This is a genomic window from Vibrio hepatarius (assembly GCF_043642085.1).
Lineage (GTDB): Bacteria > Pseudomonadota > Gammaproteobacteria > Enterobacterales > Vibrionaceae > Vibrio > Vibrio hepatarius_C.
This window is the reverse complement of sequence record NZ_JBHZSA010000017.1, coordinates 1-20,128: the sequence shown is the minus strand read 5'-3', so window position 1 is coordinate 20,128 and position 20,128 is coordinate 1. Positions and strand designations below refer to the sequence as shown.

The 20,128-nt window shown below is 44.9% G+C and carries 22 protein-coding genes; 14 read left to right on the top strand and 8 right to left on the bottom strand.

Going from position 1 to position 20,128, the window contains the following annotated elements; all coding sequences use genetic code 11:
- Window positions 1–60 precede the first annotated feature (60 nt).
- The 8 genes from ACHUFZ_RS19840 (at window position 61) to ACHUFZ_RS19805 (ending at window position 7,954) form a co-directional block, all read left to right on the top strand.
- Complete coding sequence (locus ACHUFZ_RS19840) at window positions 61–420, top strand: glutaredoxin family protein (RefSeq protein ID WP_394128498.1); 360 nt, start codon at window positions 61–63, stop codon at window positions 418–420.
- Window positions 421–434: 14 nt separating this feature from the next.
- Window positions 435–1,043: an HAD family hydrolase gene (locus tag ACHUFZ_RS19835; protein WP_394128497.1), complete on the top strand. Its 609-nt coding sequence runs from the start codon at window positions 435–437 to the stop codon at window positions 1,041–1,043.
- A gap of 105 nt (window positions 1,044–1,148) precedes the next feature.
- Window positions 1,149–1,769: an NAD(P)H-dependent oxidoreductase gene (locus ACHUFZ_RS19830; RefSeq protein ID WP_394128495.1), complete on the top strand. Its 621-nt coding sequence runs from the start codon at window positions 1,149–1,151 to the stop codon at window positions 1,767–1,769.
- Window positions 1,766–3,685, top strand: a complete 1,920-nt coding sequence (locus ACHUFZ_RS19825; RefSeq protein ID WP_394128494.1) for a monovalent cation:proton antiporter-2 (CPA2) family protein — start codon at window positions 1,766–1,768, stop codon at window positions 3,683–3,685. The genes ACHUFZ_RS19830 and ACHUFZ_RS19825 overlap by 4 nt, the downstream gene beginning before the upstream one ends.
- Window positions 3,686–3,825: 140 nt before the next feature.
- The gene (locus ACHUFZ_RS19820; protein ID WP_394128493.1) at window positions 3,826–5,163 is read left to right on the top strand and encodes an MATE family efflux transporter; all 1,338 of its coding nucleotides are present in this window, start codon (window positions 3,826–3,828) and stop codon (window positions 5,161–5,163) included.
- A gap of 202 nt (window positions 5,164–5,365) precedes the next feature.
- Complete coding sequence (locus ACHUFZ_RS19815) at window positions 5,366–6,283, top strand: DMT family transporter (RefSeq protein ID WP_394128492.1); 918 nt, start codon at window positions 5,366–5,368, stop codon at window positions 6,281–6,283.
- 127 nt (window positions 6,284–6,410) lie between these two features.
- The gene (locus tag ACHUFZ_RS19810; protein WP_394128491.1) at window positions 6,411–7,292 is read left to right on the top strand and encodes a DMT family transporter; all 882 of its coding nucleotides are present in this window, start codon (window positions 6,411–6,413) and stop codon (window positions 7,290–7,292) included.
- A gap of 62 nt (window positions 7,293–7,354) precedes the next feature.
- Window positions 7,355–7,954, top strand: a complete 600-nt coding sequence (locus tag ACHUFZ_RS19805; RefSeq protein WP_394128490.1) for a glutaredoxin domain-containing protein — start codon at window positions 7,355–7,357, stop codon at window positions 7,952–7,954.
- Window positions 7,955–8,062: 108 nt separating this feature from the next.
- Here the strand turns inward: ACHUFZ_RS19805 and ACHUFZ_RS19800 are convergent, their stop codons facing one another.
- The 3 genes from ACHUFZ_RS19800 to ACHUFZ_RS19790 form a co-directional block, all read right to left on the bottom strand.
- Window positions 8,063–8,197, bottom strand: coding sequence for a hypothetical protein (locus ACHUFZ_RS19800; RefSeq protein WP_004412174.1), 135 nt, complete (start codon window positions 8,195–8,197; stop codon window positions 8,063–8,065).
- 70 nt (window positions 8,198–8,267) lie between these two features.
- A complete protein-coding gene (locus ACHUFZ_RS19795) occupies window positions 8,268–8,618 on the bottom strand; it encodes a hypothetical protein (protein ID WP_394128489.1) in 351 nt (116 codons plus the stop codon).
- Window positions 8,619–8,670: 52 nt separating this feature from the next.
- Entirely contained in the window at window positions 8,671–9,849 is a 1,179-nt protein-coding gene (locus ACHUFZ_RS19790) for a multidrug effflux MFS transporter (RefSeq protein WP_394128488.1), read from the bottom strand.
- 113 nt (window positions 9,850–9,962) lie between these two features.
- On the opposite strand from ACHUFZ_RS19790, the gene ACHUFZ_RS19785 reads away from it, so the two are divergent.
- On the top strand, window positions 9,963–10,850 hold the full coding sequence (locus ACHUFZ_RS19785) for a LysR family transcriptional regulator (protein WP_394128487.1): 888 nt from the start codon (window positions 9,963–9,965) through the stop codon (window positions 10,848–10,850).
- A 134-nt stretch (window positions 10,851–10,984) separates the two neighbouring features.
- Window positions 10,985–12,835, top strand: coding sequence for a putative bifunctional diguanylate cyclase/phosphodiesterase (locus tag ACHUFZ_RS19780; protein ID WP_394128486.1), 1,851 nt, complete (start codon window positions 10,985–10,987; stop codon window positions 12,833–12,835).
- A gap of 41 nt (window positions 12,836–12,876) precedes the next feature.
- Here ACHUFZ_RS19780 and ACHUFZ_RS19775 read toward each other — a convergent pair whose 3' ends face one another.
- Together ACHUFZ_RS19775 and ACHUFZ_RS19770 are read right to left on the bottom strand one after the other, a co-directional pair.
- Window positions 12,877–13,359 (bottom strand): hypothetical protein, encoded by a 483-nt coding sequence (locus tag ACHUFZ_RS19775; RefSeq protein WP_394128485.1) that lies wholly within the window; start codon window positions 13,357–13,359, stop codon window positions 12,877–12,879.
- A 32-nt stretch (window positions 13,360–13,391) separates the two neighbouring features.
- Entirely contained in the window at window positions 13,392–13,904 is a 513-nt protein-coding gene (locus ACHUFZ_RS19770) for a nicotinate-nicotinamide nucleotide adenylyltransferase (RefSeq protein ID WP_394128484.1), read from the bottom strand.
- Window positions 13,905–14,089: 185 nt separating this feature from the next.
- Here ACHUFZ_RS19770 and nadE point away from each other — a divergent pair, with 185 nt between their 5' ends.
- Together nadE and ACHUFZ_RS19760 are read left to right on the top strand one after the other, a co-directional pair.
- Window positions 14,090–14,917 carry an ammonia-dependent NAD(+) synthetase gene (gene nadE / locus ACHUFZ_RS19765; protein ID WP_394128483.1) on the top strand — a complete coding sequence of 276 codons (828 nt, stop codon included), beginning with the start codon at window positions 14,090–14,092 and terminating at the stop codon, window positions 14,915–14,917.
- Between the two features lie 259 nt (window positions 14,918–15,176).
- Entirely contained in the window at window positions 15,177–15,725 is a 549-nt protein-coding gene (locus ACHUFZ_RS19760; RefSeq protein ID WP_394128482.1) for an MSHA operon transcriptional regulator, read from the top strand.
- A 92-nt stretch (window positions 15,726–15,817) separates the two neighbouring features.
- Here ACHUFZ_RS19760 and ACHUFZ_RS19755 read toward each other — a convergent pair whose 3' ends face one another.
- The 3 genes from ACHUFZ_RS19755 to ACHUFZ_RS19745 form a co-directional block, all read right to left on the bottom strand.
- Entirely contained in the window at window positions 15,818–16,552 is a 735-nt protein-coding gene (locus ACHUFZ_RS19755) for a substrate-binding periplasmic protein (RefSeq protein WP_394128518.1), read from the bottom strand.
- 115 nt (window positions 16,553–16,667) lie between these two features.
- Window positions 16,668–16,943, bottom strand: a complete 276-nt coding sequence (locus ACHUFZ_RS19750; protein ID WP_394128517.1) for a hypothetical protein — start codon at window positions 16,941–16,943, stop codon at window positions 16,668–16,670.
- A 91-nt stretch (window positions 16,944–17,034) separates the two neighbouring features.
- The gene (locus tag ACHUFZ_RS19745; protein WP_394128516.1) at window positions 17,035–17,925 is read right to left on the bottom strand and encodes a DMT family transporter; all 891 of its coding nucleotides are present in this window, start codon (window positions 17,923–17,925) and stop codon (window positions 17,035–17,037) included.
- Window positions 17,926–18,023: 98 nt separating this feature from the next.
- Between ACHUFZ_RS19745 and ACHUFZ_RS19740 the strand changes: the two genes are divergently transcribed.
- Both ACHUFZ_RS19740 and ACHUFZ_RS19735 read left to right on the top strand, forming a co-directional pair.
- Complete coding sequence (locus ACHUFZ_RS19740) at window positions 18,024–19,445, top strand: aminotransferase-like domain-containing protein (RefSeq protein WP_394128481.1); 1,422 nt, start codon at window positions 18,024–18,026, stop codon at window positions 19,443–19,445.
- Window positions 19,446–19,459: 14 nt separating this feature from the next.
- Window positions 19,460–20,011 (top strand): DUF924 family protein, encoded by a 552-nt coding sequence (locus ACHUFZ_RS19735; RefSeq protein WP_394128480.1) that lies wholly within the window; start codon window positions 19,460–19,462, stop codon window positions 20,009–20,011.
- Window positions 20,012–20,128 lie beyond the last annotated feature (117 nt).

Here is a 20,128-nt window from a genome sequence, read left to right as displayed (position 1 = left end):
CACATCTCAGTTACAATGCGTAACGTAAATGTCACCTTCTAAAATAATAATAGGTTTGTTATGAAGTTTATCCGCTGGTTTTTAGGGCGAATTATTCTACTGCTCAACTTTGTATTTTCACCAAAAGGCGTAAAACGTACTGCTGAAGATCAACAAGCTGTCGACACCAAAGCTCAGTCGCTCGCCTTGTATCAATTCGAAGCGTGCCCTTTCTGTGTAAAGGTACGTCGTGCAATGAAACGTCAATCGGTCAAATTCGATTTACGTGATGCGAAGAACGACCAAACTCACCGTTCAGAGCTTGAATCTGGCGGTGGTAAAGTGAAAGTTCCTTGCTTAAGAATCGAGAAAGATGGCAATGTACAATGGATGTATGAGTCATCAGATATCGTTGCTTACTTGGAGAAAGAGTTCGCATAACTAAAGGAAAGTCTATGTCACATGTGCCACTCAATATCCCTCAAATCAAAGCCATCGTTTTTGATCTTGATAATACTCTAGTGAGCTCAGACATGGACTTTCAATGGTTGAGAGAGCAGCTTGGATGCCCAAGTAGTCAAGACCTGCTCTCTTTTATCGACCAGATAGACTGTCAGATAACTCAAGCCAACGCGCATTCATTGGTTCTTCAACATGAACTTGAAGACGCAGAGAATTCTAATCCCATGCCGGGTTGCGAATCCCTTCTCAATTTTATCGACAACAAGAATCTTCTCACTGCAGTCATTACCAGAAACTGCTCTGAGGCCGCTCTAACCAAACTATCCCACAACAAAATAACTATCTCTCACGTCATTACGCGCGAACACTTTCCACCTAAACCCGCGCCTGACTCTTTGCTCTTCTTAGCCAATGAATGGCAACTTGAGTCGAGTGAGATCCTTTACGTTGGGGATTACCTGTATGATCTGCAAGCGGCGTTCAATGCGGCAATGCCTTCGTGCCTTGTTACGCATGGAAAACACACGCCGTTCACAGCTCATGCCTCACTTATCGTTGAACATCTAAGTGACTTAGAAGCGACCATTTCTAAGCATTACTAATTCTATGTAATAACTCATTGAGCCTTAGTTCGCTTTGATGAATAGCGCGACGTTATGTAAAAATAGCTTGATACCGCCAACACTTTTCAACCAGCGAGACAAGATATGTCAGATAATAAAGTCCTCGTGTTATACGCTCACCCTTCTCCTGGGCGCTCTGAAGTCAATCAGCATCTTTTCAATACCGCCCAAAAGGTTGAAGGAGTCACGGCTGTAGACCTTTACTACGAATACCCTACCTATCAAATTAATATCGACAAAGAGCAGCAGCGCTTACTCGAGCACGATGTGATCATCTTTCAATTTCCGCTCTACTGGTATTCAATGCCTGCGATTTTAAAAGAGTGGCAAGATCTAGTGTTGGAATACGGATTTGCTTACGGCAATGAAGGCAACGCATTACATGGCAAAAAATTCTTTTGCTCACTTTCTGCGGGCGGTAAAGCTGAGGCTTACCAAACCGATGGCTATAACCACTACACCATTCGTGAATTGCTTTATCCGCTTGAGCAGATGGCAAGTCTGACGGGTATGGATTATCTGGCACCATTTGCACTGTTCGGCGCGCGCACAGCTCAAGAAGATGGACGTGTCACCACGCATGTCGAGAATTGGACGAAACTTCTAAAAGCTCTGGTTAAGGATCAAATCGACTATGAACAAGCCAGACAGGTAGAAAAACTCAATCATTACGTCGATATACTCGCGAAAGAGGTACAGCTATGACCGGTTACTTTCTGCAAGCCTTCATTTACTTAGCAGCGGCAGTCATTGCGGTTCCTATCGCTAAGCGTTTGGGGCTTGGTTCTGTATTAGGCTACCTGATCGCTGGCGTCGTGATCGGCCCTATCATTGGTCTTGTCGGTGAAGAGACCAACACCATCCAGCACTTTGCTGAATTTGGTGTTGTTATGATGCTGTTCTTAGTCGGCTTAGAGCTTGAACCTAAGATGTTATGGTCGATGCGCAATCGCTTAATTGGCTTAGGTGGACTTCAGGTGGGTGGCACTGCAGCGATTGTCATGGCGATTGCTATCTATTTTGAACAGCCCTGGACTATCGCTCTGGCTATTGGTTTGATCTTTGCTCTTTCTTCAACGGCGATCGTACTGCAAACCTTCAACGAAAAAGGACTCAGCAAAACCGAAGGCGGTCAGAATGCTTTCTCGGTACTCTTGTTCCAAGATATTGCTGTGATTCCAATGCTCGCTTTTATTCCGCTATTGGCACTTCCTGAATTGGTTGAGCAAGCACAATCTGCAGTCACCGCCGCGTCCGATCACCATGAAGAGCTTAGCCTTGTGGCGGGCTTACCCGGCTGGGCTTACGGTTTAGTGATCATTGCTTCGATTATTGGCTTAGTCGTCGGTGGTCACTACTTGAGCCGACCTCTGTTCAGGTTCGTTGCTAGCTCTGGGCTGCGCGAAATATTCACCGCAACGGCACTCATGTTAGTTGTCGGCATTGCCGCTTTGATGAGTTTAGTTGGTTTATCTCCAGCACTGGGAACCTTCCTTGCTGGCGTTGTACTGGCTAACAGCGAATTCCGCCATGAACTTGAATCCAATATTGACCCGTTTAAAGGTCTACTACTCGGTCTGTTTTTCATCACCGTAGGCGCTGGGATTAATTTTGGTATCTTGTTTGATGACTTTGCACTGATCATCGGTCTGACGTTGGGCGTTATGGTGCTTAAAGCCGTTGTCCTGTATGTCCTCGCATTGGTTTTTCGCATTAAAGACAGCAACCGCTGGTTATTTACCCTTAGCCTTGCTCAAGCTGGTGAGTTTGGCTTTGTGCTACTGAGCTTTACCGTGCAAAACCATGTTATTCCTCAAGATATTGCGCAGACCTTATCACTGGTCGTTGCATTGTCGATGTTCCTCACTCCGGGTTTATTCATTCTATTTGATAAAGTCATATTGCCAAGATTTCAGCAGCAATCCAACGAGCGAGAAGCGGACACAATCGAAGAAAAAGGCACAGTTATCATTGCTGGAATCGGTCGATTTGGCCAAATTGTTAACCGCTTACTTGTCTCGAATGGCGTACATACGGTCGTTCTAGATCAGCAAGCTGCGCAGGTAGATATCGTTCGCCAAATTAATACCAAGGCCTACTTTGGTGATGCAAGTCGCCCTGATCTGTTGCATACCGCAGGGATTGAGGAGGCGTCATTACTAGTGATTGCCATAGATAACCGAGAGACCTGTGTCGAGCTTACCAAGTACGTCAAACACAGCTACCCTCATGTAAAAGTGCTCGCTCGCGCATTTGACCGAGGCCACGGCTACCTGCTTCGCCAAGCCGGTGCCGATATTATTGAGCTTGAAACTTATCATTCAGCGCTTGAGCTTGGCGCACATGCAATGCGAGAGTTGAATTTCCATCCATTCCACGTCGAAAAACAAAAAACGGCATATAAACGCGTTGAGGATAGAAAATCCGATAGGCTCTACCATGCTTGGGAGGATGATTCTGAAGGCGAACGTTTCGACAATAACTACCGAAAACTCTTTATGCATATGGAAGAACATATCAAGCTAGCAATGCAAACCGATCGTTCAGATCGTCATGAAAGTGGTGAGCGAGGATGGACGCCACCACCCAAAGGCTACGCCGATGACTTTAAGCAAGAGTAGCGCTTTCGCATGATTATTTAGCTTACCCCTTGAAATCGGGCAATACGGCTACGATGTATGTGAAACAATAGTAAACCGAGGCACTGTCGCCTCGGTTTAACTTTAAGTTCAGTCGAAAGACCTTAATTCAAAGTATGGTTATGACTTCAACAACACAAGATTCAACGCCTTCTCTAGGGAAGCAATTATTCAAAATGACTTGGCCAATGCTGTTTGGCGTACTCTCACTGATGAGTTTCCAGCTGGTAGACAGTGCTTTCATCGGGCAGTTAGGGGTTTTACCTCTCGCGGCTCAAGGCTTTACCTTACCGATTCAAATGATCATTATCGGTATACAGGTTGGTCTAGGCATTGCGACGACCTCTGTAATTGCCAAAGCGATTGGAGCCAAGCAAGAGCGCTATGCCAAGCAGCTCGGTGGCCTTGTCATTGCAATGGGCAGCGTTGGTGTCGCACTGTTCTCTGTGATTATCTATTTAATCCGCGAGCCGATTTTAGGGCTACTTAGCGCACCAGAATCCGTACTCCCTATCATTGATAGTTACTGGATCTACTGGCTCGTCAGCTCATGGACGGGCGCAGTGCTCTATTTCTTATACAGTGTGTGTCGAGCCAACGGTAATACCATGCTGCCGGGTACCATGATGATGGTGACCAGCGCGCTCAACTTAGTGCTCGACCCTATTTTCATTTTCACTTTCGATTTGGGCATCAACGGCGCGGCTATCGCAACCATTATCGCATTCGGCTTAGGTATTCTGTTTGTCGCACCTAAGGTGACAAGCAAGCATTGGATGAGCTTTGATTGGAGCGATTTAAACGTCGTACAAAGCCTTCGCTCTATTGGCAATATCATGGGACCTGCGATGATCAGCCAATTACTCCCACCACTCTCTTCTATGCTCGCGACGAAACTGCTCGCGGGTTACGGTACTGCGGCTGTCGCGGCGTGGGCTCTGGGGTCAAGATACGAGTTTTTTGCCATTGTTTCAGTTCTTGCACTGACTATGTCAATGCCGCCAATGGTCGGAAAGATGCTCGGCGCTAACAACCTTACTGACATCCGAAAACTCGTCAGCATCGCGGTCAAATTTGTATTGGGCTTCCAATTGATCATCGCAGTCGCCACTTGGCTTGGCTCTAATGGTTTGGCGATTCTCATGACCAGCGAAGGAGAGGTTGAGTCAATTCTTAGCTATCACCTAATGGTTGTGCCATTTAGTTTAGGACCACTAGGCATCTGTATGTTGATGGTTTCAATCAACAATGCGCTAGGAAAATCTTATACCGCGCTGACGATTTCAGCACTGCGACTGTTTGCCTTCTTCTTACCTTGTTTATGGCTAGGATCACACTTGTATGGTATCCAAGGTCTATTCTGGGGTGCGTTTATCGGTAATATCCTAGCGGGTATCTGTGCTTGGTCTATATACCAAAATGCGCTAAACCAAGTCGAATTAAAGTTGCAACAAGACTAACAACAAGCGGTTGCATTTTATGTGTGACAAAGATAGTCTAAAAATTCACCACCAATTGGAATGATTATGACTTTTATGTGTACCTACCTTTGGCTCCTTCTTCTCAATGCCTGTAGCCGGTAGGTAACACTGCGCCTGGCTACGAGAACGTAGCCAGCCTTCCTTTCTCGTAGCCTCCACTCTCAAAAAGGATACGAGACGAATGACCGAAAACACTCACACCGCCTCCTCTAGCTCTTCATCTGCTACCCAGTTTGGTATTTTGATGGCACTCGCAGGTTGCGTCCTTTTCTCTGTAAAGCCGATATTTATTAAGCTCGCTTATCAATATGGCGGAGATGCAACGTCGATCATGACGCTGCGAGCGTTCAGCTCGCTTCCGGTTTATTCACTCATACTCCTATTTCTGTGCCGAAACAGGGAAAACCGCGTTAAGGTTAAGCGTTATGGTTTAAAAGCTGCCGCAATTGGTGTGATGGGTTATTACCTCGCTAGCTTTTTAGACATCGCCTCTCTTGCGCATATCTCAGCTCAACTTGAACGCCTGTTGATCTTCCTTTTCCCAACCTTTGTTGTGTTGATCAGTTGGGGCTTGTACGGCAATAAGCCTACTCGCGCCGTATTGTCTTCCGCTTTGATTGGCTATGTCGGGATTGGCTTTATTGTCTTTCATGACTTCAGTGCCTTTGGCTCGTCTGTTGTCTCCGGGAGTTTGCTCGCGATCACCTCGGCTTTGGTCTTCGCTTTCTATCTAGTTTGGAGTAAACCGCTAATTGGTCACTTGGGCAGCTCAATGTTTACCAGTATCGGTATGGGTAGCGCGGGGCTAGCGATTCTTGTTCATCTATCACTGAGTAGTGCCTCTCCAACTGATTGGAGCATAGAACTGATTACCATCGGAATTTTGCTTGGGATTTTTTGTACCGTACTGCCTTCCTATCTAATGGCTGCAGCAATGGCGAGACTAACCCCTACAACACTTAGTCTGACCAACAATATCGGCCCTGCAATCACCGCCGTTTTTGCCGTGATGGTTCTTGATGAGTTGTTCACGGTTTGGCATGCCATTGGCCTTATTCTGGTGGTCGCTTCCGTCTACACACTGAATAAAAAACGCTAAGGCGCATCAATCAATAAACAAACTGCTCTCATTCGGCTTTATTGAAGAACAAGTTCAGATTACTAAGGTGATCTCACTTCAATAAAGTCGTATGATTCACACTATCAATTTTTCATACACTTACATCATGACCACCAGAAATCATCACCCGATTCAAGGGGCTAGCTGGATGCTTACGGCAGGGCTAGCGTTTGCCATTGTTAACAGTCTTGCACAAATCGCCAGTATTAATTTTGGACTATCTTCAACCACCGTCGCCCTTATCCAATATGCCATTGCACTGGTCGTGATCCTTCCTTACTTAAAAACATTAGGGATTGGTAAGTCTTTACGAACTCAGCACCTTGGAATGCACATCTTCCGCGTATTTCTATCGGTTATCGGTATTCAGCTTTGGCTTTGGGCGCTCGCCTACCCTGTACCGATTTGGCAAGGTATTGCACTCCTGATGACATCGCCACTGTTTGCGACTGTAGGCTCAGGACTGTTTCTTAAAGAGAAAGTTGGATCAGCTCGCTGGCTAGCGACGTTATCAGGCTTTGTTGGCGCAATGATCATTCTAGAGCCATGGGCAGAAGACTTTAACTGGGCAACTTTGCTACCTGTTGGGGCAGCCTTCTTCTGGGCGTGTTATTCACTGATGGTGAAAAAGCTCTCTTCTGACGATTCTCCTTCAACCATGGTGGTCTATCTTCTTATCTTAATTACGCCATTTAATATCTTACTTGCGCTACCAGACTGGCAAATGCCTAGTGGTGGAACAATTTGGCTCGTTCTGTTCGCGGCTGGCGCAATGACAGCGTTGGCTCAGTGGGCTATTGTAAAAGCGTACTCCGTCGCAGATGCTTCGTTTGTTCAGCCATTTGATCATGCAAAACTGCCATTGAATGTACTGGCTGGTTGGGCAGTATTTGGCTGGGTTCCACCGGGAAGATTATGGTTAGGCGCAGCTATCATTATTGCCTCTGTCGCCTTCATTACTCGCTGGGAAACAAAAAAATCAAAATAGCTGAAAGATAAGCCATCTGACGCCGTTCTATTTAGTCATAGGCATTTAAGGAGAGCAATTCTATGACAAGTCCAATAAAGCTAACACTATACAAGTGGGCCGGGAGTTGGGGCCCATTTAAAGTAAACATTCCATGTGGCGAATGTACGTTAACCAAAGATATCCTGACCGATACCTTTGAGAACGAGTTAGCTGGGATCCCTATCGAGTTAGAAGTTAAGGATTGGCTTTCGCATTGGTGGGAGCCGCTCAAAGTTGGTGCTTGGCACGCTCCTATCTTGATGGTCGAGGGCAAAGTTGTTAGCCAAGGCGAAGCACTTAACCGTGGAGTCTTGATTCAGTCGGTGATTCAAGAGTGGACAAAGCGTGACACGCTAAAAGGCAATATCGTGTATGGCAAAGCCACCTGCCCTTATTGCGTCAAAGCAAAAAAAATATTGGATGAGGCTGGCATTGACTATCAATACTATGATGTTGTCAAAGATAGCGCGGCACTGTACAGAATGATCCCAGAGGTAAAAGCCATCATAGGTGAGAAAACTCCGGTAACCGTACCTCAAATTTGGCTGGATGGACATTATATCGGTGGTGCCGATAATCTCAGCGCATGGATTGAAGAAAAGGGGCTGAGCACAGTTCCCGATAACGTTGTGTCACTTTAACGCGCACAAAAAAATTCACGCATACAACAAAAAGCCCCGCTGAAATCAGCGGGGCTTTTGACTAAGCTCGTTACTCATCGAGATTAGAAAATCCATTTCACATTGCGCTTACTTGGCCAACTTCTTCATCATTCGTTTGATAAAAGAGGCTTTCTTCGCTTTAGGCTTACCATATAGTGCTTCGTGCATAGCTTGCTTAGCGATCATTTGACCAATATAAGCATTGCCTAGTTCGTGATTCATGATTGTCTCCTAAAAACAGGAGTGTGATTTTAATCACAATTAGCACAAAAACAAGAACTAAATCACATTACTAAGCGCGTTTTGGTTGAGTATATGTTTTGCCCGCGGCTTGGTAAGTATCTTTACGTTTCACATCAAACATCACATCGAAGAACCACGCAACGAATCGGATTACATCGTCGCCTTCATCCATTACATGCTCTACAAACTCTTGCTCTTCGCCTTGTTCGTTCTCTTGCACTGTCACGTGGTAAACACGCTTTGCACCATCAACTTCTGCAAGTGCAAACTGACCCGTTAAAGACTGTGCAGCCTCAGACACTTCACTGTCTACAGACGCTTTTAACAGATCTAACGCCTGTGGTAAGTTTTCTTTCTCACATAGTGACTTAACTAAAGCCTCAAACTCTTTGTGTTCCATCGTTTTTGTCTCGATATCTCAATTTTTCGGGCATTGTACCCTCAACTGCCGATCAAGCAAACTCTTGCTGCACAGTGCTAACCTTCTTTGACGCAATTAATACGTAAGCCATCATTGATGCGGAGACTAAATAAAATACTCCCATCGCAAATTGGCTCTGCACCCAGTACTCAACCAAATAACCACCAAATAACCCCGCCAAACACATTTGTATCGAACCGGATAGCGCCGATACTGAACCTGCTTGACGCTTGTGTGGCTCTAACAGCATGCTGATTGATAACGGGAAAGAAATCCCCTGAGCAACTGTCAACCAAGTAAATGCCCACACTAAATTGAACAGTGACACAGGCATCGACACTAGCCAAACTCCAGCAAAAACCATGATGGAAATGGCTAGTGTCATCAGTTGACGTGTCGACAGGTAGCGATTTAGGACATTCAACGCTAGGCTTCCGGCCATAAGTCCTGCAGAAGGAATAATCATTACCGAACCATACTCGGCAGCGGTAAGACCTAGGTTATGCTGTAAAATAAAAGGCATTACTGAGAGAGAAACCAAACTCGCCAGGTAACTGATCCAGTTATAGCTTGCGCTAGAAATAACCTGCTTGTTGGTGATAAGACGCCCGTAGTTCTTAATTACATTACTTACATCAAAGCGGGATTTTCCGTAACTCATGGTTTCAGGCAAGATAAAGTAACCAAGCGTGAAAATAGCCACAAGGTACAGCAAAACAAAACTGAATACGGCTTCCCAACCTAAGTAGAAAGAAATCCAACCACCTAAAACTGGCGCTACAATCGGCATAATAGAAGCAGTGACCGAAATGTAAGACAACGCTTTGGTCAGTTGAGCCCCCTCATAGCTGTCCCTAAGTACACTGCGACCAAGAACGGACGCACTACCCGCCCCCATGCCTTGCAGTAAGCGACCTACCGTAAGAATCAATAAACTGTCAGTGTTAGTAATGCACATCACGGTACCAATCAGATAGATACCTTGGCCAATAATAAACACTGGTCTGCGCCCAATAGCATCCGAAAGCGGGCCGTAGAACAACTGAGAGGCACCAAAGCCAACCAAAAATAGAGTCACTAAAAGTTGGATATCAGCCTGGTTAGCCTGTAAAGATTCGCTGATCATAGGCAATGACGGTAGATAAATACTTACACCCACCTGTCCTGTCGCGATGATCATCATGGCTAATAAAATCGGGGTTTTCTTCATTGCGACTCCTTAATCAATTATCAGTGATTAGAGTTTATATGTGTCCCAATCGAATGATAATATGGCAAAATGGAAAGTGATTAATTCCCAAAAAGAAACAATAAGGGTGAGTTATGGATTGGATTCAAAGTGTTCAGAGTTATATTCGCGTCGTTGATGAAGGCAGCTTCAATGGTGCCGCAAGGACATTGAATACCACCAGCTCAGCCATTAGTAAGCGAATTCATTGGCTTGAAGAGCGTATCGGTGCACAACTTTTAAAGCGCACTACTCGCTCGGTGACCCAGACAGAAGCTGGGGCGTTATTCTATGAGCGCGCCAAAGTGCAGTTGGACGGGTGGCAGTCTATCGTTGATGAAACGCGCTCAGTTTCTGAAACTCCGGTAGGGCTACTGAAGATTGGTGCGACGCTAGCAGTTGGGTCAAAGTTTCTCGTCCAGTACCTGAATGATTTTCTGAAAATGTATCCGGACATACGAATCCAGCTCATTACCACCACGCCCGGTCAACTCCCTACACTCAGTTTAGATCTCTTCATCAGCCGAGAGATTGAGCAACTCAACTCACTCAGCTTTAAAGCCACCCCTCTTTTCGAGCATAAAGCGGGCTTTTATGCATCGCCTGATTACATCGAGCAACATGGTGAGCCAGAAAACGCCAAGGCACTCACCGATCATAATATGTTGGTATGGGGCGAGCGAACCCAGCGTGAAATCACCTTAACCAATGGACAAAAGCTCTCTTTGAGTGGCAACTTTGCGACCACGAACCCTGAGGCTCTGTTTTATGCAGCTAAAAGTGGCATGGGGATTTTGCTGTCCAATGACGTGATGATCAAAGAAGAGCTGAAAGTAGGAACTCTCAAGCGCATTTTGCCTGATATTACTGCCGACGAGGCGCTCGTTTATGCTTATTATCCGAAACTTGATTACCAACACACGCGCACTAAACTGTTCTTAGATTATTTAAAAACACGCCTTTCTAAAGAACAATCTCAGTGATTACATCCACCTAGCCTTCATATGCAATTAGTTTTTATTTAAGTTTGCAAAAATATGCATGCGGTACCATATTTAAAAAGTAACCCAACCGATAAATAAGTGACATAAGTCGCAATAATAGTGAGTTACTCGTTATGGCTAGGACAACATCTGTACCAAATACGCTAAGTGTCGAAACACTTGGCGAGACATTGAGCTTGGACGGCCTAGAGCTGCTCAACAAAGCAACCTATGAGCTGCACCAGCACTCAGGCTCATTTTGCACGTGCGTTATCGAGTTCGACCAGTTTACCCCAAAGTCGGTCTTGCTCGCTTCGTCATGCGAGCTAAGGTTACAGCGAAACCACTGCACTACACCTTTAACCCGCAGCACTTGGGCATTTGTAACTCAGTCTAATCAAGAATATACACTCTGCCGAAACCAAGCCTCCTCACATCATCCTAGTGAGCAGTTTCTTTTTGATAATGACATTCAAGCCTACATCGCGATTCCACTAAAGGCGACCAACGGCGAAGTCTTGGGGGTTTTGCTTTCTACGTTCGACAATGAGATCAGCGCAAATCAAGAGGAGCGCCTTGTTGAAGGACACAAACTATTCGCCAATATTGTCACTCATAACTTACGCGCCAAGTGGCTGTCCGCTCGCTCCGAAACCTTGGTCGACCAACTTAGCTATGAAGTCTCCCATGACAATTTAACGGGTTTGCTTAATCGAAGTTTTCTATCGGATAAGATCGAGCGCCTTAATGAGATGAATATCGACTCATTCACCCTTGCGTATATTGATATAGATAACTTCAAATCAATTAATGACTTATACGGTAACTACATCGGCGATCAGATCATAAAATTTGTCGCCAACACCATTAAGCTAGCGATTAAAGATAAGCATCTTGCCTTTCGCATCGCTGGCGATGAGTTCGCGTTTATTACCCTATCGGGCGATCCATTCGAAATTTGTCACACCATCATTAAAAACCTTGAGAAAGGCTATCAAGACCCAGCGCACAACATTAAATTCAGCATCAGTATTGGTTTGGCAAAGAGTGCTGGGCCACATGTTACCCCAGATCAAATCATTCTTAACGCCAGCTTAGCGCTCAAAGACTGTAAGCAATCTAGACACATTAATGTCCAATGCTACGACACACATTTGAGCGCCCAGTATTACCGCCGAGCGCTGATTATTGACGCGCTACGTAACGAACTGTCGAAAGAAACCATCAGTGACGGGGAGATTTACGTTGTCGCTCAACCCATTGTTGAACGGAATAACAAGCAATGGGATTACTATGAAATCTTGGCACGCTGGCAGAGCAAAGCACTAGGAGCGATTCCTCCCTTAGAGTTTATAGAGGCTGCAGAGCAATCTGGACTTATTGTTGATTTTGGTGAGCGTATTGTCGAGCTCGCTTGCAAGGCCAAAGTCGCATTAGAAAATGGCCTGGGCCACAAAGTAAAATTGGGGCTCAACTGCTCTGCTCATGAACTAAATAACTCAGAGCGCTACTTACAGCACCTGCTTGCAACGATACAACGCTATAACTTTACTCCGGAAGAGTTCACTATAGAACTCACCGAAACTGTGCTGCTTTCGCAAACCGATGAAGTCAAAAATATCCTGACTAAATTGCGTTTGCTGGGGTTCACCGTCGCCCTCGATGACTTTGGTACTGGATACTCAAGTCTCAACTACATTCACAGCTATCCAATTGACTGCATTAAGATTGACGCAACCTTTATCAATAACATGTTGAGTAACGAAACGGCCGAACGCGTAGTCTGGCTTATTGTTCAATTGGCAAAGCAATTAAGAGTCAAATTGATTGCTGAAGGCGTGGAAAACCAAGAAGCATTAGAGAAACTCTACGCTATGGGCTGTAACTTTATTCAAGGCTACTATTTTTCAAAGCCAGAAACGCCAGAACAGCTAATTAGCCACTGCTATGAACGCTTGGAAGGCCAGCAAGTTTCAAACGGATAAAAGCGTATCAAACTTGCTGAAACAAAGAGGAGTTTTATCGGTTAAAACGGGACTTCAACTTGCATCATGACGTCACCGCTTTTTTGTTCATGCCAACGATAATCAAATCGCATGCGCGGTTCCCCGGTATTCATATCACCGAAACCAAGGCTAAGCTGTAAGCCATGGCTTTTGATCCACTCTTCTGTATCCATACTAGAGAGCTGATCTTCTAGTTCACTCGGTACCCATACTCCTAAACCAATATAATTTGACGATAAGCTTTTGGTTAAGATTGGATTGCTATCATTTTTCAACAGCCAATCTGACCAATAGGTTGAGTAATCCGTTGAATCGTCAACCATATAACTGCTAATTGAGTCTATCGACTTAGCGGTATAACCAATACCATCAAGTATCGAGAAGCAGACACCTTGCTGCCCTAACATTACCGATTGAGAACTGGAACTGCTGTCATACATCTCACACGCATTTGAAACGGAAGACAGCAATAAAGCCCCCCATATCAATCCGCACCTTGACATTCATGCCTCTTATATATCGTACACTAGACCATTTAATAATACTCTTTTTCGGCCAATTTGCGACATACTTTAGGGGTTGTGAGGTCAGAAATATCCTTTTTATCAATTAGTGCATTACGAATATCCGTACTTCGCACTTTAACCCGTTCGGGACAACTCAACACACACCATCTTTCTAGAATTTCATCTGCCTTGTAAAACTTTGAAAAATTGAAGAAATTGTCCGGTCCCATGACGAAAGTGAACTCACTCTCTGGATAACGAGCTTGTAATTCTTCTAACACGGCAAAGGTCGTCACGCTGGATCCCGGCTGATGAAGATCTTCTTCAACCGTAGAGCGTTCTACATTCGTGGTACCAAGATCTTCAATAAAAACGTCCACCAGTTCACATCGGACAGAATATTCGAGCATCTGCTTTCCCCAAGCGTGGGCAATACTTGGTAGCAGTAGAACTCGGTCAAAATGTTCAAGAGACTCGATCACGCTCTTATGTCCAAGGCTAGGTGGATTAAAGGCACTACCAAATACGGCAATTTTGCTCATTGTTGTTCTTCACTATCCGGGAAAACCGCGATCACAGTTTTCTAATTTATTGATTGAGGTATGATATAGCGATGTGACTTTAACACGTTCACTTCGATATTCAGAGTTTGACCTGAGGTAGACCTGTTAAAGTTACCCGTTAGACTAACAATTTTAAACCATATTGCTTGCAGGAAGGAAACATAATGGAACAGCTAATTCGCGACGAAATGCGCGTTTTGCCATCAATAGACCCTCATTTTGAAATTACACGCCGCGTAGATTTTATTAAACGCAAACTACAAGAGTCTGGTTGTAAATCACTGGTACTCGGTATCAGTGGTGGCGTTGATTCAACAACTTGTGGCCGCTTAGCGCAACTGGCTGTAAACCAGTTGAATGAAGAGAGTGGCGCTGGCTACCAGTTTATTGCCGTTCGTTTACCTTATGGTGAGCAAAAAGATGAAGATGAAGCGCAGCTAGCACTGCAATTTATCCAGCCTTCTCATTCAGTATCCGTAAACATTAAAGCGGGCGTCGACGGTTTACACGCTGCAAGTCACATTGCTCTTGAAGGCACTGGTTTACTACCTGAAGACAACGCGAAAATTGACTTCGTTAAAGGCAATGTCAAAGCGCGTGCACGTATGGTTGCTCAATACGAAATCGCTGGTTACGTTGGTGGTTTGGTTATTGGTACGGATCACTCGGCAGAAAATATTACCGGCTTCTACACTAAGTTTGGTGATGGCGCTTGCGATATGGCTCCCCTATTTGGTCTTAGTAAACGTCAAGTACGAGAGCTTGCTGCGACGCTTGGCGCACCAGAACAGCTTGTTAAAAAAGTACCAACCGCTGACCTTGAAGAACTAGACCCACAAAAAGCGGACGAAGACGCGTTAAACCTAAGCTACGATCAAATCGATGATTTCTTAGAAGGGAAACCAGTCTCTCAAGAGGTTACTGAGCGTTTAGTGCACATTTATAAAGTGACTCAGCACAAGCGTCAACCAATCCCTACCATCTACGACTAATCTAATGCTTGGCTCTATCGAACAATCGCTAGAGCCAACTCACTTCTTGTACTCATCAGTCATAACGCTGAGAATTGTGACCAACGCAAGCCTAAGCCGTCCATTATCTAACCAAATATTGACCAAACCGACTAGCGAGCTTGAGTGTTTTTCACTACACTGTGTCGAATAGTTTTCTAACCTTTAAAAATAGGCGCTCATATTCAAGCCTATTCTTCTTTGCCTTTTATATATCGACGTAAAATTAGTGTATAAAAATATGGAACAAGATAAATTTACTAATATTTATCGATTACCTACTGCTGTGCAGATTCGTATCGGTAAATGGCAACAAACCTTCAACGGTACTTCCGATCTTGTCATGCACCAAGCTATCGATGTTAGAAACAAGCAGTACCGAAAACCGAATTTTTTTCCTAGTGGTTGGAGTGTCCAACTTTTTGATCAAGAAGAGATCTCAATCACCAATCATGGCAAGTATATCCAAACAGCCATGAGGACGATGCTTGACCGTAAAGTCTCTTACAAACGCATTTATCTTTCTAGGCTGCCATTAGAAGTTGCAGAGCCTGGCTTGATCGCTTTTAAACAAGAATGGATAGCGAAACACAATCGCGTGGCGCGTAAATACAATCAAATAAAGAAAAAGCAGTTTATTCGCTTTGCCATGGAAGAAGTCGAAACGCTGTATCCATCAATCCCGAAAGGTGAATTTGATGTACAACTATGGAACAAACTTGTGGTGTCTGAACTTGGTAACCCGAAAAAGTTTGATAACCCGTACTTTGTTAAGAAAGCCAAAGTTTAACGAGTGTTTAAGTCCTCGTTAAGCCTCTAACAGCCCTACTTTGTAAGTGATACCAGCCTAAGCATCGATGCTTGGGCTAGTATCGGAACGCTTCAGTATTTCTCTAGAATCTGTTCATAACGGCTAATACCCGATTCATCCTTACGTTTGAGCATCTCAAGACCCTGTTGCAGCTTTTCAACAACCTCTTCGTCAGAGTCTCGATTGAAGGCAAAGTAAACCTGCCCCTCTTGTACAACATAAACAGGTTCAAACATATCAGGGTCTATTCCAGCTTGTCGTGACCACCAGTAAGCGGCTCTTTCTGAGTAGACAAAAAGATCTATGCGCTTTTTCATTAACTGCTCAGCTAGTACAGTAACGTAAGATGCTTCTTGCATTGAGTCTCTCGGTACCCCCAGCGCTAGAAGACTCTGTTCACCAATATCATCTCTTATTACACCAATCCTATAATTGGCCATATCAATGGGGTCATTGATGACGATGTCAGAATCTTTACGGGCAAGGACCACGACTTTGATATCAAGGATAGGCCCGACCCACTTAAACAACTCTTCACGATGTTCAGAGCGCGTGGTCGAAAACAAAACTGAATCACCATGAGTTAGCACCGTTCGATAAGAACGTGCCCACGGCTGTAAGGTTATTTGGGAAAGGGTCACTGGTTCACCGACAAGGGCACTAGCGGCCAATAAGATATCAACGGAATAACCCGTAATTTTGTTATCAACCAAGTAGTTCGCTGGCGGATAACTTTCGGTATAGAACGAAAGTTCTCTTAAATCATTCTCAGAACTAAAAGCAGGAGAAATTACAAAGTAAGCCATCACCATGGCGATTACTCTGCGTAACGAAATATATAGAGTCACAAAACACCCCCTTCGCTGCTGCCTAACATTAAAGTTAGTCCACAGCCGTCAAGTTCTAAAGGGGGGCGAGAAATTAAATTAGGCCGTTACGGCTTAACGCTCGTTTCACACTAGTGCACATTTTTCCAAATCGGCGAATTTCGTCAAACTGGGGTTCTATACCCCTATCGAGCGCAGACTCCCAATAGCAGAGATCCGAATCAACCATTTCGAGTAACTTCTTCGGACAACCGATACAACTGCCTTTGCTTCCACAAACAAACGTCTCGGATTCATAGAGGGGCAATGTCGCTTTCACTTGTTCGATGATGTCACGCATCGCTGTCGCTCGATCTGGTTTTCTAGCTATATTCACTGTTTCTACCCAGGAAATGGAGAGAGCGAGATTATAGTCCTCGCTCTCTTTTTGCCAATACCCACAAAGAGTGAGTGTCTATTAATTAGGCTCTTGCCCATTTGGACTTAGATAGTGAAGGCGCTTTAGCGACAAGATAAACTGCAATTGCAGCACACATAAATCCGAGTACACCATAAAGGTCAAATGACTCGCCAAACAGCACCCACGCTTGAATGGCCGTTGTTGGAGGTACCAGATAAAAAACCGAAGCGACACTCGAAGCAGCGCCGTTTTTCACCATGTAGAGCAGTAGCAACACTGCAATACACGACAATACAACGACCAACCAAACTAACGTCAATATGAATGGCATGCTCCAATCCACTTCCATCGTTTCAAAGCTTGCTGCATAAGGGAGAAACAATAAACCCGCAGCAAAGTATTGAACCGTTGCACTGCCCACCATATCGACATCTTGGCAGTATTTTTTCTGATACAGTGTACCCAGTGTGATGCCAAACAAAGCGACAAAACAGATCGCAATTGCTGCCAATTTATGCTGGTCTGATTGCCACTCTATCTTGCCCATCAACACCAAGCTAATACCAATAAAGCCAAGCACTAATCCCAACCACTGCGACGGCTTAAAGGTATGCTGAGCAAAGCTAACCAATAGCAACGCGGTCAATATTGGCTGCAAACCAACCAACAATGAGCTCAACCCAGCGGGCATACCAAGCTCAATGGCAAGATACGTCCCTCCTAGGTAAAAACCATGAATTAACAATCCAACGACCGCACTATGGAAAAGGCCTTTCCCTGTAGGCAGTCGGCGGCGAAGGCAAGCGACCAATACTAAAAACAACAACACATTACCCAACATACGAATGGAAAGGAGCGTTGCTGGCTCTGCATATTGCAACCCATACCGAGCGCCTACAAAGCCTGACGCCCACAGTATGACAAACAAAAACGGGATATAACGAACCAATATAAAAACTCCTCTGGATTTTCTCCTTGTTATACCGATATTCTAATAGGCACAGAAAATACCAAAAGACACAGATTGGATAATTTTATTGGGTACAGAAGATGAGCATGAGTAGTAAGTATTCAATGATCGAAGAGTCGATTAAAGAGCAAATTGAATCTGGCCTGCTGGTTGACCAAGATAAACTCCCTTCTATACGGGCGTTAAGTCACCAGTTGTCGGTCAGCAAAAACACCGTGATTCGCGCCTATCAAGAGCTCGAAGCACAGGGAGTCATCTTTGCAGTGGCGAAGTCGGGTTATCACGTTAACCATCGTCAAGACACCCTAAAGCCAGTTGCTAAGCCCAATCAAGTCGACTTACTTTCCGTCTGTAAAGAGATCCTTACCTACTCGCCAGAAAATGAATGGCTCGCGACAGGTACTGCGCACCCAAACATCGACACGCCGATAATCAAAAGCCTTTACGCTGAAATTGGACGCCACAGCCGCAGGCAAGCTAATGTAGCAAGCCATTATCAGTTACCGCCTGGAAACGAGCTGCTCATTAAACACCTTGGTAAAATAAGCCAGGACCTTGGCATCAATGCGCCCGCCAGTCAAATCGCTGTGACACACGGTGCTCAGCAAGCGATCAGTTTGGCTCTGCGCGCATTAACTCAGGCTGGAGATATTGTCGCCGTCGAGTCCCCGTGTTACTTCGGCAACCTATTGTTGATGGAATCACTCGGACTAAAGGTCGTAGAGATCCCCAGCTGCCCTAAAACAGGGATGGAGCCAGAGAGTTTACGGCAAGCCCTTAAAAAATGGGATATAAGCGCCATCTTAGTCACGCCTAATTTCACTAACCCGACTGGGGCAAGAATGCCGTTAGAGAAGCGGGTTGAGCTACTTAAATTGGCTCCATCGATTCCTATTATTGAAGACGATGTGTTTGGTGCCCTCGCATTTGATCAAGGCATACCACCACTTAAGGCTCTTGATAAAAATGATCGGGTTATCTACGTTAACTCATTGTCGAAAATGCTCGATTCAAGACTGAGAATTGGTTGGATTATTGCTGGACAATATCAAGCCAAAATAGAAAAAATCTTGCTCTGTGACAACATGGGCAGTTTAAACTTGATGCAATCGGCTGTTGCGGATTTTCTGAGTACCGGGAAATACCGTACTCACGTTCAAAAAATGCACCGTTTTTATCAAGCCAATTTGAAGCAGTTTCATGGTGAGTTAGTTTCTGCGCTCAATCACTACCCAGAACTTCAAGGCCGATACCAGATTTACCTGCCTCAGGGTTCATTTCTACTGTGGTTAACTCTGCCCGATCACATTGATTCAGAAAAAATCTACCAGCAAGCCAAGCCGGAAGGAATCAGTATTTTACCGGGAACCATTTTTGGAACCAGCGACCAATTTCGACACTGCATACGCTTTAGTTGCTCCAACTTATTAGCCAATATGGATTGGAAACAAGGGGTTGCCAAACTTGCTAGTTTTATCCATAGTCAACTGACCTCAACCTAAACATGGAAGACCCAATGAGTATGCTACCAACAGAAAATGACGTGCTGAGTTTTTGGTTCAATGAGCTCGACCCCAAGGATTGGTTCGTGAGCAGTGATGAGGTAGACGCAACCATCAAGAGCAGATTCAGTGCATTATTAAAAAGCGCGGCTCAATGCGAGCTGTCCAACTGGAGAACGTCAGCTAAGGGGCGTTTGGCTGAGATCATTGTCCTCGACCAATTCTCGCGCAACGCTCACCGCAATAGCGCTAAAGCCTTTAGCCAAGACCCTCTCGCTTTAGCACTCGCTCAAGAGGCTATTGCTCTAGGATTAGACAAAGAATTAAGCACCACAGAACGCAGTTTCCTCTATATGCCCTTCATGCACAGTGAATCGGCCAGTATTCACCAGCAAGCGGTCGAGTTATTTAACCAACCAGGGCTTGAGAATAACTATGACTTTGAGCTCAAACACAAAGTGATTATTGACCGCTTTGGCCGTTACCCTCATCGAAATGAGATTTTGGGTAGAACAAGCACTGCGGAGGAAATCGAGTTTTTGACTCAGCCGGGCTCTAGCTTCTAACCATTAGACCATCGATGTAAAAACGCTCCCAACATTGAGGGTAATGCCGATCGGTTTAGAGACTTGAATGATCCTCGGGACGTATGATAATCCCCACTAACAAAGTTAGTGGGGATT

Excerpts from the sequence above, each read along its gene's own strand:
- nadE (WP_394128483.1), top strand. The coding sequence starts at position 14,090 with ATGGAACAGCTAATTCGCGACGAAATGCGCGTTTTGCCATCAATAGAC.
- ACHUFZ_RS19735 (WP_394128480.1), top strand. The coding sequence starts at position 19,460 with ATGAGTATGCTACCAACAGAAAATGACGTGCTGAGTTTTTGGTTCAAT.
- ACHUFZ_RS19815 (WP_394128492.1), top strand. The coding sequence starts at position 5,366 with ATGACCGAAAACACTCACACCGCCTCCTCTAGCTCTTCATCTGCTACC.
- ACHUFZ_RS19760 (WP_394128482.1), top strand. The coding sequence starts at position 15,177 with ATGGAACAAGATAAATTTACTAATATTTATCGATTACCTACTGCTGTG.
- ACHUFZ_RS19785 (WP_394128487.1), top strand. The coding sequence starts at position 9,963 with ATGGATTGGATTCAAAGTGTTCAGAGTTATATTCGCGTCGTTGATGAA.
- ACHUFZ_RS19755 (WP_394128518.1), bottom strand. The coding sequence starts at position 16,552 with ATGGCTTACTTTGTAATTTCTCCTGCTTTTAGTTCTGAGAATGATTTA.
- ACHUFZ_RS19805 (WP_394128490.1), top strand. The coding sequence starts at position 7,355 with ATGACAAGTCCAATAAAGCTAACACTATACAAGTGGGCCGGGAGTTGG.
- ACHUFZ_RS19820 (WP_394128493.1), top strand. The coding sequence starts at position 3,826 with ATGACTTCAACAACACAAGATTCAACGCCTTCTCTAGGGAAGCAATTA.
- ACHUFZ_RS19795 (WP_394128489.1), bottom strand. The coding sequence starts at position 8,618 with ATGGAACACAAAGAGTTTGAGGCTTTAGTTAAGTCACTATGTGAGAAA.
- ACHUFZ_RS19740 (WP_394128481.1), top strand. The coding sequence starts at position 18,024 with ATGAGCATGAGTAGTAAGTATTCAATGATCGAAGAGTCGATTAAAGAG.
- ACHUFZ_RS19800 (WP_004412174.1), bottom strand. The coding sequence starts at position 8,197 with ATGAATCACGAACTAGGCAATGCTTATATTGGTCAAATGATCGCTAAG.
- ACHUFZ_RS19825 (WP_394128494.1), top strand. The coding sequence starts at position 1,766 with ATGACCGGTTACTTTCTGCAAGCCTTCATTTACTTAGCAGCGGCAGTC.
- ACHUFZ_RS19775 (WP_394128485.1), bottom strand. The coding sequence starts at position 13,359 with ATGTCAAGGTGCGGATTGATATGGGGGGCTTTATTGCTGTCTTCCGTT.
- ACHUFZ_RS19810 (WP_394128491.1), top strand. The coding sequence starts at position 6,411 with ATGACCACCAGAAATCATCACCCGATTCAAGGGGCTAGCTGGATGCTT.
- ACHUFZ_RS19790 (WP_394128488.1), bottom strand. The coding sequence starts at position 9,849 with ATGAAGAAAACCCCGATTTTATTAGCCATGATGATCATCGCGACAGGA.
- ACHUFZ_RS19840 (WP_394128498.1), top strand. The coding sequence starts at position 61 with ATGAAGTTTATCCGCTGGTTTTTAGGGCGAATTATTCTACTGCTCAAC.
- ACHUFZ_RS19770 (WP_394128484.1), bottom strand. The coding sequence starts at position 13,904 with ATGAGCAAAATTGCCGTATTTGGTAGTGCCTTTAATCCACCTAGCCTT.
- ACHUFZ_RS19830 (WP_394128495.1), top strand. The coding sequence starts at position 1,149 with ATGTCAGATAATAAAGTCCTCGTGTTATACGCTCACCCTTCTCCTGGG.
- ACHUFZ_RS19780 (WP_394128486.1), top strand. The coding sequence starts at position 10,985 with ATGGCTAGGACAACATCTGTACCAAATACGCTAAGTGTCGAAACACTT.
- ACHUFZ_RS19835 (WP_394128497.1), top strand. The coding sequence starts at position 435 with ATGTCACATGTGCCACTCAATATCCCTCAAATCAAAGCCATCGTTTTT.